Here is a 14128-nt window from a genome sequence, read left to right as displayed (position 1 = left end):
GGTGGGGCGTCACGTAATCGCCTCATCGCTACGGTGGTGTTTGCAAGCAGAACCACGTCGGGTGGCCCGCGTCGAGTTCGACTCGCAGCGGAAGGCCCGGCGGACTGCTTCGGCAGTCACAGGTGGCGCGGTATCACAAGTACAGCGCCGAATGCGCAATACCTAAACGAAGACGGTAGACAAGCATGAATCTTCACGAGTATCAGGGTAAGCAGCTGTTCGCTGAATACGGCCTGCCCGTATCCAAGGGCTTCGCGGTAGACACCCCGGAAGAAGCCGCAGAAGCCTGCGAAAAAATCGGCGGCAGCGAGTGGGTCGTCAAGGCTCAGGTCCACGCTGGTGGCCGCGGCAAAGCCGGTGGCGTAAAGCTGGTCAAGAGCAAAGAAGACGCCAAGGCCTTCGCCGCCAACTGGCTGGGCAAGCGTCTGGTGACTTACCAGACTGACGCCAATGGTCAGCCGGTCAGCAAAATCCTGGTCGAATCCTGCACCGACATCGCCAAGGAGCTGTACCTGGGCGCTGTAGTGGACCGCTCCAGCCGTCGCATCGTGTTCATGGCTTCCACCGAAGGTGGCGTGGACATCGAGAAAGTGGCCCACGAAACCCCTGAGAAGATCCTCAAGGCCACCGTTGATCCGCTGGTCGGCGCTCAGCCGTACCAGGGTCGCGAGCTGGCTTTCCAGCTGGGTCTGGAAGGCAAGCAAGTCGCTCAGTTCGCCAAGATCTTCGTAGGTCTGGCCAAGCTGTTCAAAGATCACGATCTGGCCCTGCTGGAAGTCAACCCGCTGGTCATCAAGGCCGACGGCGACCTGCACTGCCTGGACGCGAAGATCAACATCGACGCTAACGCCATGTACCGTCAGCCGAAGCTGAAGACCTTCCACGACCCGTCGCAGGACGATCCTCGTGAAGCCCACGCTGCCAGCTTCGAGCTGAACTACGTGGCCCTGGAAGGCAACATCGGCTGCATGGTCAACGGTGCCGGCCTGGCCATGGGTACCATGGACATCGTCAATCTGCACGGCGGCAAGCCAGCCAACTTCCTCGACGTAGGTGGCGGCGCAACCAAAGAGCGCGTGACCGAAGCCTTCAAGATCATCCTGTCCGACAGCAACGTCGCTGCCGTTCTGGTGAACATCTTCGGCGGTATCGTTCGTTGCGACATGATTGCCGAAGGCATCATCGGCGCCGTTAAAGAAGTCGGCGTGAAGGTCCCAGTGGTCGTCCGTCTGGAAGGTAACAACGCTGAGCTGGGCGCCAAGGTCCTGGCTGAAAGCGGCCTGAACATCATCGCGGCAACCAGCCTGACCGACGCTGCTCAGCAAGTCGTCAAAGCTGCGGAGGGCAAGTAATGAGCGTCCTGATCAATAAAGACACCAAAGTCATCTGCCAGGGCTTCACCGGCTCGCAGGGTACTTTCCACAGCGAACAAGCCATCGCCTACGGCACCCAGATGGTCGGCGGCGTGACTCCGGGCAAGGGTGGCACCACCCACCTGGGCCTGCCGGTGTTCAACACCGTCAAGGAAGCCGTGGAAGCCACCGGCGCTGATGCTTCGGTCATCTACGTACCGGCTCCGTTCTGCAAAGACTCGATCCTGGAAGCTGCTTTCGGCGGCATCAAGCTGATCGTCTGCATCACTGAAGGCATTCCTACCCTGGACATGCTGGATGCCAAGGTCATCTGCGACGAGCTGGGCGTACGCCTGATCGGCCCGAACTGCCCGGGCGTGATCACTCCCGGCGAGTGCAAGATCGGCATCATGCCGGGTCACATCCACCTGCCAGGCAAAGTCGGTATCGTGTCCCGTTCGGGCACCCTGACCTATGAAGCCGTGAAGCAGACCACCGACGCCGGCTTCGGCCAGTCCACCTGCGTGGGCATCGGCGGTGACCCCATCCCGGGCTCCAACTTCATCGATATCCTGAAGCTGTTCCAGGAAGATCCGAAAACCGAAGCGATCGTCATGATCGGTGAGATCGGCGGTTCGGCTGAAGAAGAAGCGGCTGCCTATATCAAGGCCAACGTCACCAAGCCTGTAGTTTCCTACATCGCTGGTGTGACCGCTCCTCCCGGCAAGCGTATGGGCCACGCTGGCGCCATCATCTCCGGCGGCAAGGGCACTGCAGACGAGAAATTCGCTGCGCTGCAGGACGCTGGTGTGAAAACCGTGCGTTCCCTGGCTGACATCGGCAAGGCCCTGGCCGAGCTGACCGGTTGGGAAGTCAAGAACGCCTAAGCGTTTCTGACTCTCGCAGAAAGGCCACCTTAGGGTGGCCTTTTTGTTTGGTGCCTGTTGAGGTTGTGAAGGCTCGGGTAGACATGAATTTCCGCGAAGCTCGCAGCGAAATCGTGAATCAAGCACAGCGACGCCCATGCTCTTGGTGGAAAGAGGGCGGGCAGGTCAGTTGCTGTCGTCGCCGCGCTATTGTCGAGCATGCGACAGTCAGTTATGCCAGTTCGACAGCTCGCCCGGCAACTGTGCTGATGCAGGACGCTTTTCGTTAATATCCGCGGCTTACCGTGTCCGTGGCGCCACAAGCGCCTGGCGATGCATGCAGTGGTTCGAGCCAAACGCTCGGGCGACGTTTCCTGAATCCCTCAAGGAAACCCCCGCAACTCTTCGATTTCCTGCCTGTGGTATTTCTTCTTATGACTCGTTTGAAAGGCCCGGACCTGTTGGCCCTCGGCTTCATGACTTTTGCCCTGTTTCTGGGCGCCGGCAATATCATCTTCCCGCCCAGCGCCGGTCTGGCCGCTGGCGAGAACCTGCTTCCCGCGGCAATCGGCTTTCTGTTGACCGGCGTCGGTCTACCGCTGCTGACGGTCGTTGCACTGGCACGTGTTGGCGGGGGGATGGATCTGCTCACCGCGCCTTTGGGCAAGATCGCCGGCGCCATCCTCGCGGTAGCGGTGTACCTGGCCATCGGCCCATTGTTCGCTACGCCGCGTACGGCCGTGGTGTCGTTCGAGATGGGCATCGCGCCATTCACCGGTGACGAAGGCGCGCCGCTGCTGATTTACACCCTGGTGTATTTCGCTGCCGTGTTGTTTCTTTCCCTCAATCCAGGGCAACTGGTCGATCGCATCGGCAAGTTCATCACGCCGGTACTGCTGGCTGCGCTGCTGGTACTCGGTGGCGCTGCCTTGTTCGCTCCGGCCGGCGAGATCGGCGTGGTTGCCGAGAGCTATCGCGAGGCGCCGCTGGTACAGGGCTTCTTGCAGGGCTACCTGACCATGGACACTCTGGGCGCACTGGTCTTCGGCATCGTCATCGCCAGCGCCATCCGAGATCGCGGCATCAGCGATGCAGGGCTGGTTACCCGTTATTCGGTCATTGCCGGCATCATCGCGGCCACCGGCCTGTCGCTGGTTTATCTGGCGCTGTTCTACCTGGGTGCCACCAGCCAGGGCATCGCCGGTGATGCGCAAAATGGCGTGCAGGTACTGACCACTTATGTACAGCACACCTTCGGCACCACTGGCAGCCTGCTACTGGCCGTGGTCATCACCCTGGCGTGCCTGACCACCGCGGTGGGCCTGCTGACTGCCTGCGGCGAGTTCTTCAGTAAGCTGCTGCCGGTGTCTTACCGCAGCGTGGTGATCGTATTCGGGCTGTTCAGTCTCGGCGTGGCCAATCAGGGCCTGACGCAGTTGATCAGCTTCTCCATTCCCGTGCTGGTTGGCCTGTACCCGCTGGCGATCGTCCTGGTCGCCCTGAGCCTGGCCAATCGCCTGTGGCGTTGCCAATCGCTGGTGTTCATGCCGGTGATGGCCGTTACGCTGGTTTTCGGCATTGCCGATGGCGTGGCCGCGACCCCGTGGGCCGACAAGGTTCCAGCCTGGTTCGGGCAACTGCCGCTGGCCGGGCAGAGCCTGGGCTGGTTGCTGCCGGTGGCGATAACCCTGGCATTGGTGGTGGTGCTCGATCGCCTTCGCGGACTGCGCCAGGGCGCTACCGCCTGACGCAGGCTCGAAACAAACAAGGCTGCCCACAAGGCGGCCTTTTTTGTGGAACAAGAAAACGGGTGGCCTGGCTATAATCGGCAGCAGTCTTACAAGGAGTTGGCATGCTCAACAGCTATCCGTACCTGCCTCATGTTCTGGCCGCACTCTGGTTCGTCATCTGCTGGGGCGGCTACACCCGCTACGCCTCGGTCAAGGCGCAAACCACTCCCTGCCTGGCCAGCGTCCTGCATCTTTACCGCGAAGACTGGATGCGCCGCATGCTGCTGCGTGACAACCGCATTGCCGATGCCAACGTGATCGGCAACCTCGAGCGCAACGCGTCGTTCTTCGCCTCCAGCACGCTGATCATTTTGGCCGGCATCCTCACCGTGCTGGGTGCCTCCGACCGTGCGCTTTCGCTGTTGGCCGATATACCCTTCGTGCAGCAGGCCAGCCGTGGGCTGTCGGAAATCAAGCTGTTGTGCCTGGGCATTATCTTCGTCTACGCCTTCTTCACCTTCAGCTGGTGCATGCGTCAGTACAACTTCGCTGCGGTGCTGGTGGGCTCGGCGCCGATGGTGGGGGAGCGGCACGTGACCGAGCAGGAGCGCAAGGCTTTCGGCGAGCGCACGGCACGGGTGATCTCGATGGCCGCCAACCAGTTCAACTTCGGCCTGCGCGCCTATTATTTCGGTATGGCGACGCTGGCCTGGTTCATCAATCCGTGGTTTTTCATGCTGGTGACCTCGGGTGTGGTCCTGGTGCTTTATCGCCGAGAGTTTCATTCGGATGTGCTGGAAGTGATGGTCTATACCCCAACGCCGGCCGCCGATGTGGCCAAGGAGAAGAGTGAATGAGCATTCCGTTCTGGTGCGTGTTCATCAGCGCCTTGTTGATCTTCGTCGCCAAGGCGCCGCTGGCCAAGGCCATGGCTGCGGAGGGTGGCGGGCGCTACGACAACCATCATCCGCGCGCGCAGCAGGCACGCCTGACCGGCTTCGGCGCACGCGCCCTGGCCGCTCATCTGAACAGCATCGAGGCGTTCCCGTTATTCGCGGCCGGCGTGCTGATGGCGCACACCACCCAGACCTACGGCTTTCTGATCGACGCGTTGGCGATCACCTTCGTCGTCAGCCGTGTGCTGTACCTGCTGTTCTACTGGTGGGACCTGCACTGGCAGCGTAGTCTGGTTTGGATGGTGGGTCTGGTCTGCAGCCTGTTGCTGATGCTCAGCCCGGCGCTGTAAAAGGCGACGAGCAGAAACGACAAGGCCCGCTTCAAGCGGGCCTTGTCGTTCCTGTGACGGGGCTTATCGGCCGGCCGCATCACCGATCTCGTCGCCGGCGTCCTCGATCGCATCGGCCGCGTCGTCGGCCGCATCTTCGATCTTCTCGCCAGTGGTAGGCTCGGTGCCCATCACTTCATCAGTTTTCTGTTCAATGCCTTCACCGGCTTGTTCGGCCGCTTCACCCATGGACTCGGCCGCTTCGGAAACGGATTCCTTGGCGGACTCCAGCTTGTCTTCAGGGGATTGTTCACAGGCCGCCAGGCCCAGCGTGGCCGCGAGCAGCAGGGCATAGGTAAGGGATTTTTGCATGGTTACATCTCCATGTGTAGTGCGGATGATGCCGTGTGGCGCCATCCGTGCGACTTGGAGCGAACAAGCGAAGCGAAGTTCCTGGGCCTGAAAAAAACGAAACCCGCGGCAGAGCGCGGGTTTCGTTTCGTGGTAAATCAGTAGTATTACTGATTGGTCTGGCCGGCGGGAGCCGCTGGCGGAGGCACCGGGTTGGTCGGTTCGCTATCGGGTGGCGGCATCTGCTCGAGCGCTTCCTCGCGATTTTCCTCGGTACGCTCTTCAACCGCTTCTCTCTCGTGTTCGGCTGCTTCGTTCATCGACTCCTGCGCCTCGGAGCGCGCTTCGCGGGCGTCTTCGGCGGCGTCCTCGGAGGGCTTGTCACACGCGGCGAGGCCCAGTGTGGCGGCTAGCATGACGGCATAAGCGAATGTTTTCTGCATGTTGTTCTCCTTGGAAAAAATGCCAGTACATTTTTTCGAAAGAGCAGAGCGCCAGAAGTTCATTGTCGTTGCGTTCGGCAAGCCGTGCCGCATCTGCCGGCTGGCGCTATCATGCGCGACTTTGCGTCGCCATCACGAGGTATGAGGATGAGCACTTCCCCCGTTCTGGAGCGCGCCCAGCGCTTCCTGTCGGCCCTGCGTCATTGCCAGGTGCTCGGCATGCAGGTGCATGCGGCCAGCGCCGAAGGCCTGACCCTGCGCCTGCCCTACAGCCAGCATATCGTCGGCAACCCGGATAGCGGGGTGATCCACGGTGGTGCGATCACCACCTTGATGGACACCACCTGCGGCATCTCCACTGTGTGCGTGCTGGCAGATTTCGAAATCTGCCCGACGCTGGACCTACGCATCGACTACATGCACCCGGCCGAGCCAGGCAAGGACGTGTTCGGTTTTGCCGAGTGCTATCGGGTTACGCCGCACGTGATCTTCACCCGCGGTTACGCCTACCAGGATGATCCCGAGCAACCCATCGCCCATGTGGTGGGGACCTTCATGCGCATGGGCAAGATCAATGCGGGCAAGGGGGCAGGGGCATGAGCGAGCTGAATCTCGAGCAACTGGTGGCGCGCGCCCACCAGGAAAACGACTACGACCCGCTGATCAACCTGATCCCTTACGCCAAGCTGCTCGGTATCGAGTGCCTGCGCCTGGGCGAGGACATGGTCTTGCGCCTGCCAGCCAACCAGGACTGCATCGGCAACCCGATGCTGCCGGCGCTGCACGGCGGGGTGATCGCCGGCTTCATGGAACATGCCGCCATGCTCCATCTGCTGATGTTCATGGGCATTCCACATTTGCCGAAAATCATCGACTTCTCGATAGATTACCTACGCGCCGGCCATTATCGTGACACCTACGCGCAATGCCAGGTCTGGCGCCAGGGGCGACGGGTGGCCAACGTGGCGATCACCGCCTGGCAAACCACCCAGAGCGAGCCCATCGCCACCGCCCGTGCCCACTTCAAGGTCGATGAGCCCTGAGTGCGCGCGGAACGCCGAGCGGCTTGGCAGCGCAGCGAAACGATAACAAGGATTCTGTAGATGGATGCGTTGCTGATTATTGGTGGCCTGGTGTTGGTGCTGGCCGGTCTGGTCTGGCTGGTGATGCGCGCTTTCGCCACCAGTCTGCTGTGGGGCTGGGGCAGCCTGATACCGCCGATCACGCTGTTCTACATCATGCGTCACTGGGCACGTGCGCGTAGTGCGGTCGCCTTGGTTGGGCTTGGCGTGATCCCCCTGGTGGTGGGCATGACGCTGCTCGCCAGCAAGGATGCCGAGCGTCTGGCGGCGATCATTCGCCTGGACTGGCTCAGGCCCGAGGTACAGGCACCGGCAGAGCTGGCCATCGAGCTAGGCGGTGAGCTCAACGGTCAGCCCTTCCGGCCGCAGCAGGGCGAGCTGATCGATGGCGTGCTGGTGCTGCGCGAGGGGCTGGATTTCTTCGCCTTGCGTGAGCTGAGCATTCGCCTGCCGCAGCCCATCGACGGCCCGGTGCGTGTCGACGTGCTGCCGCAGGACAGCGGCGACCTGCCGGAAGTGGAGTTGAGCTGGCTGCTGCCGGAGCAGGACCTGCCCGAGGCGCGGCGCCTGAGCCGTGGCTACACCCTGCATCTGGACCTGCAGCCGCAGGCGCCGAACCGCCTGGCCGGCGACTTCCATCTGGTCTTGCCACCGCGCTTCAAGACCAGCCTCAGCGGTCGCGTCGAGCTGTACCGTGATCGTCTGCGCTATGTCGACGGCCAGGTCGATGCGCGTTTCGATTCCCGTGACACCATTGCCCATGTACTGCAGGACTATCTGCAACGGCGCTTCGCCACGCGCGAGGTACGCGAATTGAAACTGCCGCTGTTCACCTTCGAAGGCGATACCCTGGAGCTGCAGGTCGACGCACGGATTGACGGGCGTAGCGAGCGCCTGCCGGTGCGCCTGCTCAAGCGTGCCGAGTCCGGCTGGGCTGTGGAGGGCGATCGCTTCCCGGCACTGCCCGCCGTTGCCACGGCCCAGGTTGCGCAGCCGCGTGAGGCGGCGCCGGTCGAGGAACGCCTGAGTCGCCCGGCCGACCGCCGGCAGCGCTTCAGCCTGGCGCGCCTGCAGCGCAACCCTGAGCAATACCGCAATCTCAGCATGCGCCTGAGCCGCGCCAACGGCGGTACGGTCGAGGGCCGCTTCGTCGGTGTCGACGCCGACGGCAGCATTCGCCTCAGCCAGCAGATGGGCAGCGGCGGTGGCCAGGCCAGCTTCAGTTTCCAGCCGGAAGAAATTGGCCGTTTGGAGTTGCTCGAACCCTAAGCCCTTGAAATTGATCACGCTGCCCCCATCTGCAGGACATCCGCCGCTTGAGCGGCATAGTCCTGCATGTGGAGTTAGACGACCATGAGTGTGGAAACTCAAAAAGAAACCCTGGGCTTCCAGACCGAGGTGAAGCAACTGCTTCACCTGATGATCCATTCCCTGTACTCGAACAAGGAAATCTTCCTGCGCGAGTTGATCTCCAACGCTTCCGACGCCGCTGACAAGCTGCGTTTCGAGGCGTTGGCCAAGCCCGAGCTGCTCGAAGGCGGCGCCGAGCTGAAGATCCGCCTGTCCTTCGACAAGGATGCCAAGACCGTTACCCTCGAAGACAACGGCATCGGCATGAACCGCGAGGAAGTCATCGCGCACCTGGGCACCATCGCCAAGTCCGGCACGGCTGACTTCCTGAAGAACCTCTCCGGTGACCAGAAGAAGGATTCGCACCTGATCGGTCAGTTCGGTGTGGGCTTCTATTCGGCGTTCATAGTCGCCGATCAGGTCGAGGTGTTCAGCCGCCGCGCCGGTACTCCGGCCAGCGAGGGTGTGCACTGGTCGAGCAAAGGCGAGGGCGAGTTCGAAGTTGCCACCATCGACAAGGCCGAGCGCGGCACACGTATCGTCCTGCACCTCAAGAGCGGCGAAGAAGAGTTCGCCGATGGTTGGCGCCTGCGCAATATCGTCAAGAAGTACTCCGACCATATCGCGCTGCCCATCGAACTGCCGAAGGAGCACCACGGTGAAGACAAACCCTCGGAAGTCGAGTGGGAAACCGTCAACCGTGCCAGCGCCCTGTGGACCCGCCCGCGTACCGAGATCAAGGACGAGGAATACCAGGAGTTCTACAAGCACGTCGGCCATGACTTCGAGAACCCACTGAGCTGGAGCCACAACAAGGTCGAAGGCAAGCTGGAGTACACCTCGTTGTTGTACGTGCCGGCTCGTGCGCCGTTCGATCTGTACCATCGCGAAGCGCCCAAGGGCCTCAAGCTCTACGTCCAGCGCGTATTCATCATGGATCAGGCCGACCAGTTCCTGCCGCTGTATCTGCGCTTCATCAAGGGCGTGGTCGACTCCAACGACCTGTCGCTGAACGTTTCCCGCGAAATCCTGCAGTCCGGCCCTGTCATCGTTTCGATGAAGTCGGCGTTGACCAAGCGCGTGCTGGACATGCTGGAGAAGCTGGCCAAGGACAAGCCGGACGACTACAAGGCGTTCTGGAAGGCCTTCGGCCAGGTGCTCAAGGAAGGCCCGGCGGAAGACTTCGCCAACAAGGAAAAGATTGCCGGCCTGCTGCGTTTCGCCTCCACTGCAGGCGAGGGCGACGAGCAGTCGGTGTCGCTGGCCGACTACCTCGGCCGCGTCCGGGAAGGCCAGGACAAGATCTACTACCTAACCGGCGAATCCTACGCGCAGATCAAGAACAGCCCGCACCTGGAAGTATTCCGCAAGAAGGGCATCGAAGTGCTGCTGCTCACCGATCGTATCGACGAGTGGCTGATGAGCTACCTGACCGAGTTCGACGGCAAGCAGTTCGTCGATGTGGCGCGTGGCGATCTGGATCTGGGCAAGCTGGACTCGGAAGAGGACAAGAAGGCTCAGGAAGAGGTAGCCAAGGCCAAGGAAGGACTGATCGAGCGCCTCAAGGGTGCGCTAGGTGAGCAGGTGGCCGAGGTGCGCGTCTCGCACCGCCTCACCGATTCCCCGGCGATTCTCGCCATCGGTGAGCAGGACCTGGGCCTGCAGATGCGCCAGATTCTCGAAGCCAGCGGGCAGAAGGTGCCGGATGCCAAGCCGATCTTCGAGTTCAACCCCGGCCACCCGCTGATCGAGCGCCTGGACGCCGAGCCGGACGAAGATCGCTTCGCCGACCTGTCGCACATTCTCTTCGACCAGGCCGCGCTGGCCGCGGGCGACAGCCTGAAAGACCCGGCCGCTTATGTGCAGCGCTTGAATAAACTGCTGGTGGAACTCTCCGCCTGATCGGTCAGGTGCTAGGACAAGCCCGCTTCGGCGGGCTTTTCTATGGGTGCGATTGATCGGCTTTAATTGACAAGTGCGATGCCGTCGTTTCAGATGCTGGCAAATAGCCGGCGCTCTGTCGCGTCCTGGGGTTGTATGTCGCTTTTCGAGCTGTTCTTCATCATGGGCGCGGATCCCGGTGTCCTCGTGCTCAGTCGCTACGATCCCCAGTTGGTGCTGTTGTCACTGGCGATTGCCGTGTTCGCCGCCGGCATGGCATTGCAACTGGCCGGCGAGGCACGCGACAGCTCGCATCCGCTCGCTCGGCAGATCACCATCTTCACCGGTTCGCTCGCCCTCGGCGGCGGCATCTGGTCCATGCACTTTCTCGGCATGCTGGCGTTCGAGCTGTGCGCGGCGGTGCGTTTCGATCTGGGCATAACCCTGCTGTCCATGTTACCGAGCCTGGCCGCTTCCTGGGTCGCGCTGAGCCTGCTGGCGCGCCGCGATCTGAGTCTGCTGCAACTGTGCGTCGGTGGCGTGCTGGTCGGCGCCGGTATCGGCGCCATGCACTACAGTGGCATGGCGGCGATGCAGATGGCGCCGCTGCTGCGTTATGACCCCTGGATGTTCGCCCTGTCGATCATTGTCGCGGTGGCCCTGGCCATTTTGGCGCTATGGGTGCGTTTCGGCCTGGAGGGGCGCTTGCCAACGCGCTGGGCGCTATTGCTCAGCGCCCTGGTGATGGGCCTGGCGATCAGCGGTATGCATTACACCGGCATGGCGGCGGCGCGTTTCGTAGGTGCCCCCGAGTCGCAAACGCCGACGGCTGTGGTCGACAGCGGTTACATCGCCATTGGCATCACGTTGTTGACCGTCGCGCTGACGATCTTCGTCGTGGCCGCCAACACGCTGCTGCGTTACCGGCACATGAGCCTCCAGCTCAAGGCCAGCGAACAGCATCTGCGCTCGATCTTCGATACGGCGCTGGATGCGATCATCACGGTCGATCACACCGGTACGCTGCGCTCGGCCAACCGTTCGGTGTCTCGCCTGTTCGGCTGGACGCCGCAGGAGCTGGATGGTCAGCACATGAGCATGCTGGTGCCGGCTCGCCATATCGACCAGGTTGAAACGCTGCTGGCCGACTACCTCAGGACCGGGCGGCTGACCATGGTGGCGGGCGAGCAGGAGCTGGTCTGCCTGACCCGCGACGGCGAAGAGAAGCCGGTGCGCATCAGCGTTGGTATCACACATGCCGGCAGCCGCCCATTGTTCGTGGTGTTCGTCGCCGACATCAGCGAACGCCAGCGTATGGAGAGGGCGCTGCGTGACAGCGAACAGCAGTACCGCTCGCTGATCAGCAACATTCCCGGCGTCTCGTTCCGCTGCCTGCTGGACCGCGACTGGAGCATGCTGTTCATCAGCGACGCGGTGCAGAACCTGACCGGCTACAGCGCCGAGGATTTCATTGAGCGGCGCTGCTCGATCGCCGACCTGTATCACCCGGACGACTACCAGCCCACCGCCGAAAAGGTGGCCCTGGCGGTCGAGCAGGGGAGCAACTACACGGTGGAGTACCGGCTGTTCGACCGCGAGGGCCGGGAGCACTGGATCTGGGAGAGCGGCAGCGCCGTTTGCGACGAGCAGGGCGTGCCGCACTGGATCGACGGTGTTCTCATCGATCAGACCGAAACCAAGCGGCGTAATGCCGAGTACGAGGGCAAGGTCACGGCGATCAGCAAGGCGATGGCGCTGATCGAGTTCGACCTGAGCGGCGAAATCCTCGACATCAACGACAATGCCCTGGCCCTGTTCGGTTATGACCGGGAAGAAGTGGTCGGGCAGCACCACGCCATGTTCTGCGCCGCCGAACTGGTGACCAGCGATGCCTACCGTCAGTTGTGGGCGGACCTGCGCGCCGGGCATTTCCGTACCGGCGAATACCAGCGCATCGGCAAGGGCGGACGGGAAGTCTGGATTCAAGCCAGCTACAACCCCATCCTCGATGGCGACGGCAAGCCGTTCAAGGTGGTCAAGCTGGCTACCGACCTGACCCCGCGGCGCGTGATGGAGCAGGAGCTGCGTGCCGCGCGCGATCGCGCCGAAGCCGCCGCCGCCGCGCGCAGCAGCTTCCTGGCCAACATGAGTCATGAAATCCGCACGCCGATGAATGCCATCATCGGCTTTACCGACCTACTGCTGGAAACCCAGCTGTCGGCCGAGCAGCGCCGTCACCTGAGTACCGTGCAGCATTCGTCGCGCTCGCTGCTGGGGTTGCTCAATGACATCCTCGATACCGCCAAACTCGACCGCGGCGCCATCGAACTGGAACAACTGGACTTCTCCCTGCGCGAACTGTGCGATCAGGTGGTCGCAACGCAGCGCCTGACAGCCGAAAGCAAGGGGCTGCAGCTGCATCTGGATTATCTGACGACGGCCGGCGACTTCTTCTGCGGTGACCCGTTGCGTTTGCGGCAGGTGCTGACCAATCTGCTGGGCAACGCGGTCAAGTTCACCCAAAAGGGCGAAGTGCGCTTGAAGGTTTCCGGCGAATCGGGGGCGATGCGCCTGGCCGTCATCGACACCGGCATCGGCATCGCCGCCGACCGCCTGGAGAAGATCTTCGAACCCTTCGCTCAGGCCGATGCCTCGATGAGCCGACGCTTTGGCGGTACCGGGCTCGGCACCACGATTTCCCGGCAATTGGTCGAACTGATGGGTGGGCGTCTGCGGGTGGAAAGCAGCGAAGGGCAGGGTAGCTGCTTCAGCGTCGAGCTGCCGCTGCGCACCGGCAAGCGCCTGGCCACGCAGCAGCGCGCGGCGCTGCCGGAGCTGGGGCAATTGAACATTCTCGCTGCCGATGACGTGCCGCAGAACCTGGAGCTGCTGCAACTGTTGCTGGAAAGCCTCGGGCATCGCGTGCGTAGCGTCGGCGATGGTGAAAGCGCCGTGCAGGTCTTCACCGAGGAACGCTTCGACCTGATCCTGATGGATGTGCAGATGCCGGGTGTGGACGGTCTCGAGGCGTCGCGGCGCATCCGTCAGTTGGAAGCCGGCGAGGGCCGCAAGCCGGTACCGATCATCGCGCTGACCGCCAGTGTGCTCGATCGTGATCGCCAGGCGGCGCTGGATGCGGGGATGAATGCTTTTGCCTCCAAGCCCCTGGACCTCGACGGGCTGATGTGGGAAATCGCGCGTCTGCTAGGTTTGAACGAAGCGCCGAGCGCCGTGGCGAGTGCTGCCAGCGGCGCCGCCAATGCCAACATGTTCGACTGGGTCCGCGGCAGCGCCCTGTGGGGCGGGCCGTTACGCATGGCCCAGGCAATCGCAGCGTTCGTCGCCGAGCAGGGCGACCTGGTGGCGCGCATGAGCCAAATGCTGGCGACGCAGCGATGGGATGAAGGGCAGGCCCTTGCGCATCGCCTGCATGGTGCCGCGAGCAACCTGGCGTTGATGCATCTGAGCGGTCTTGGCCGGGCCATCGACCAGGCGTTCGAGGCAAGAGACGAGCATCGCCTGCGCGAACTGCTCGGCGAGCTCGAACAGGCCTTGCAGGCTGTCGTCGAGAGGGTGCCGCTGGTGCCGGAACACGGCCGCGCGGCAGAGGCTGCGAGCGTCGACCTTGGCCTGCTGAGTGAGCTCGCCGCTCAGCTGCGTATCGCCCTGGAGCGTGGCAGCCTCGACGACACGGCGCTGGCGAGCATGGAGCGGGCTGCACGCGGCACGGTCTGCGCTGGCATTGTGAACGACCTGCGCCAAGCGCTGGATGACTTCGACTTCGATCAGGCGCTGTTGTTGCTCGATCAACTGTCCCTGCGATTGCAGGGCGAGGAAATTACCTGATT

12 protein-coding genes are annotated in these 14128 nt (G+C 62.5%); 10 read left to right on the top strand and 2 right to left on the bottom strand.

From position 1 onward, the window contains the following. Nucleotides 1–185: 185 nt before the first annotated feature. The 5 genes from sucC to B2U07_RS01610 all read left to right on the top strand — a co-directional run bounded on the left by sucC (nucleotide 186) and on the right by B2U07_RS01610 (nucleotide 5194). Nucleotides 186–1352, top strand: coding sequence for an ADP-forming succinate--CoA ligase subunit beta (gene sucC, locus B2U07_RS01630; protein ID WP_197856428.1), 1167 nt, complete (start codon nucleotides 186–188; stop codon nucleotides 1350–1352). Beyond that, complete coding sequence (gene sucD, locus B2U07_RS01625; protein ID WP_275544925.1) at nucleotides 1352–2239, top strand: succinate--CoA ligase subunit alpha; 888 nt, start codon at nucleotides 1352–1354, stop codon at nucleotides 2237–2239. The genes sucC and sucD overlap by 1 nt, the downstream gene beginning before the upstream one ends. Before the next feature lie 413 nt (nucleotides 2240–2652). Continuing rightward, nucleotides 2653–3966, top strand: coding sequence for a branched-chain amino acid transport system II carrier protein (brnQ, locus tag B2U07_RS01620; protein ID WP_275544926.1), 1314 nt, complete (start codon nucleotides 2653–2655; stop codon nucleotides 3964–3966). Nucleotides 3967–4070: 104 nt separating this feature from the next. Next, a complete protein-coding gene (locus B2U07_RS01615) occupies nucleotides 4071–4805 on the top strand; it encodes a DUF599 domain-containing protein (RefSeq protein WP_275544927.1) in 735 nt (244 codons plus the stop codon). Continuing rightward, nucleotides 4802–5194 (top strand): MAPEG family protein, encoded by a 393-nt coding sequence (locus B2U07_RS01610; RefSeq protein ID WP_275544928.1) that lies wholly within the window; start codon nucleotides 4802–4804, stop codon nucleotides 5192–5194. Before B2U07_RS01615 ends, B2U07_RS01610 begins: the two co-directional genes overlap by 4 nt. Before the next feature lie 63 nt (nucleotides 5195–5257). Here the strand turns inward: B2U07_RS01610 and B2U07_RS01605 are convergent, their stop codons facing one another. Both B2U07_RS01605 and B2U07_RS01600 read right to left on the bottom strand, forming a co-directional pair. After that, entirely contained in the window at nucleotides 5258–5545 is a 288-nt protein-coding gene (locus B2U07_RS01605) for a hypothetical protein (protein WP_275544929.1), read from the bottom strand. A 146-nt stretch (nucleotides 5546–5691) separates the two neighbouring features. Continuing rightward, nucleotides 5692–6030, bottom strand: a complete 339-nt coding sequence (locus B2U07_RS01600; RefSeq protein ID WP_275544930.1) for a hypothetical protein — start codon at nucleotides 6028–6030, stop codon at nucleotides 5692–5694. An 84-nt stretch (nucleotides 6031–6114) separates the two neighbouring features. Here B2U07_RS01600 and B2U07_RS01595 point away from each other — a divergent pair, with 84 nt between their 5' ends. The 5 genes from B2U07_RS01595 (at nucleotide 6115) to B2U07_RS01575 (ending at nucleotide 14126) form a co-directional block, all read left to right on the top strand. Continuing rightward, nucleotides 6115–6567 carry a PaaI family thioesterase gene (locus B2U07_RS01595; protein ID WP_197856435.1) on the top strand — a complete coding sequence of 151 codons (453 nt, stop codon included), beginning with the start codon at nucleotides 6115–6117 and terminating at the stop codon, nucleotides 6565–6567. Further along, entirely contained in the window at nucleotides 6564–7010 is a 447-nt protein-coding gene (locus B2U07_RS01590; protein ID WP_197856436.1) for a PaaI family thioesterase, read from the top strand. The genes B2U07_RS01595 and B2U07_RS01590 overlap by 4 nt, the downstream gene beginning before the upstream one ends. 60 nt (nucleotides 7011–7070) lie before the next feature. Then, nucleotides 7071–8318, top strand: a complete 1248-nt coding sequence (locus B2U07_RS01585) for an MFS transporter (RefSeq protein ID WP_275544931.1) — start codon at nucleotides 7071–7073, stop codon at nucleotides 8316–8318. An 84-nt stretch (nucleotides 8319–8402) separates the two neighbouring features. Continuing rightward, nucleotides 8403–10301: a molecular chaperone HtpG gene (gene htpG / locus B2U07_RS01580; RefSeq protein WP_275544932.1), complete on the top strand. Its 1899-nt coding sequence runs from the start codon at nucleotides 8403–8405 to the stop codon at nucleotides 10299–10301. 135 nt (nucleotides 10302–10436) lie between these two features. Next, nucleotides 10437–14126 (top strand): PAS domain S-box protein, encoded by a 3690-nt coding sequence (locus B2U07_RS01575; protein WP_275544933.1) that lies wholly within the window; start codon nucleotides 10437–10439, stop codon nucleotides 14124–14126. Nucleotides 14127–14128: the final 2 nt, after the last annotated feature.

It is taken from the genome of Pseudomonas sp. UBA7530 (genome assembly GCF_002479365.1).
Classification (GTDB): domain Bacteria; phylum Pseudomonadota; class Gammaproteobacteria; order Pseudomonadales; family Pseudomonadaceae; genus Aquipseudomonas.
This window is presented reverse-complemented; position numbering and strand designations above follow the sequence as displayed.

Bases quoted from the DNA above. Each gene is read 5' to 3' on its own strand.
- sucC (WP_197856428.1), top strand. From the start codon at position 186: ATGAATCTTCACGAGTATCAGGGTAAGCAGCTGTTCGCTGAATACGGC.
- sucD (WP_275544925.1), top strand. From the start codon at position 1,352: ATGAGCGTCCTGATCAATAAAGACACCAAAGTCATCTGCCAGGGCTTC.
- brnQ (WP_275544926.1), top strand. From the start codon at position 2,653: ATGACTCGTTTGAAAGGCCCGGACCTGTTGGCCCTCGGCTTCATGACT.
- B2U07_RS01615 (WP_275544927.1), top strand. From the start codon at position 4,071: ATGCTCAACAGCTATCCGTACCTGCCTCATGTTCTGGCCGCACTCTGG.
- B2U07_RS01610 (WP_275544928.1), top strand. From the start codon at position 4,802: ATGAGCATTCCGTTCTGGTGCGTGTTCATCAGCGCCTTGTTGATCTTC.
- B2U07_RS01605 (WP_275544929.1), bottom strand. From the start codon at position 5,545: ATGCAAAAATCCCTTACCTATGCCCTGCTGCTCGCGGCCACGCTGGGC.
- B2U07_RS01600 (WP_275544930.1), bottom strand. From the start codon at position 6,030: ATGAACTTCTGGCGCTCTGCTCTTTCGAAAAAATGTACTGGCATTTTT.
- B2U07_RS01595 (WP_197856435.1), top strand. From the start codon at position 6,115: ATGAGCACTTCCCCCGTTCTGGAGCGCGCCCAGCGCTTCCTGTCGGCC.
- B2U07_RS01590 (WP_197856436.1), top strand. From the start codon at position 6,564: ATGAGCGAGCTGAATCTCGAGCAACTGGTGGCGCGCGCCCACCAGGAA.
- B2U07_RS01585 (WP_275544931.1), top strand. From the start codon at position 7,071: ATGGATGCGTTGCTGATTATTGGTGGCCTGGTGTTGGTGCTGGCCGGT.
- htpG (WP_275544932.1), top strand. From the start codon at position 8,403: ATGAGTGTGGAAACTCAAAAAGAAACCCTGGGCTTCCAGACCGAGGTG.
- B2U07_RS01575 (WP_275544933.1), top strand. From the start codon at position 10,437: ATGTCGCTTTTCGAGCTGTTCTTCATCATGGGCGCGGATCCCGGTGTC.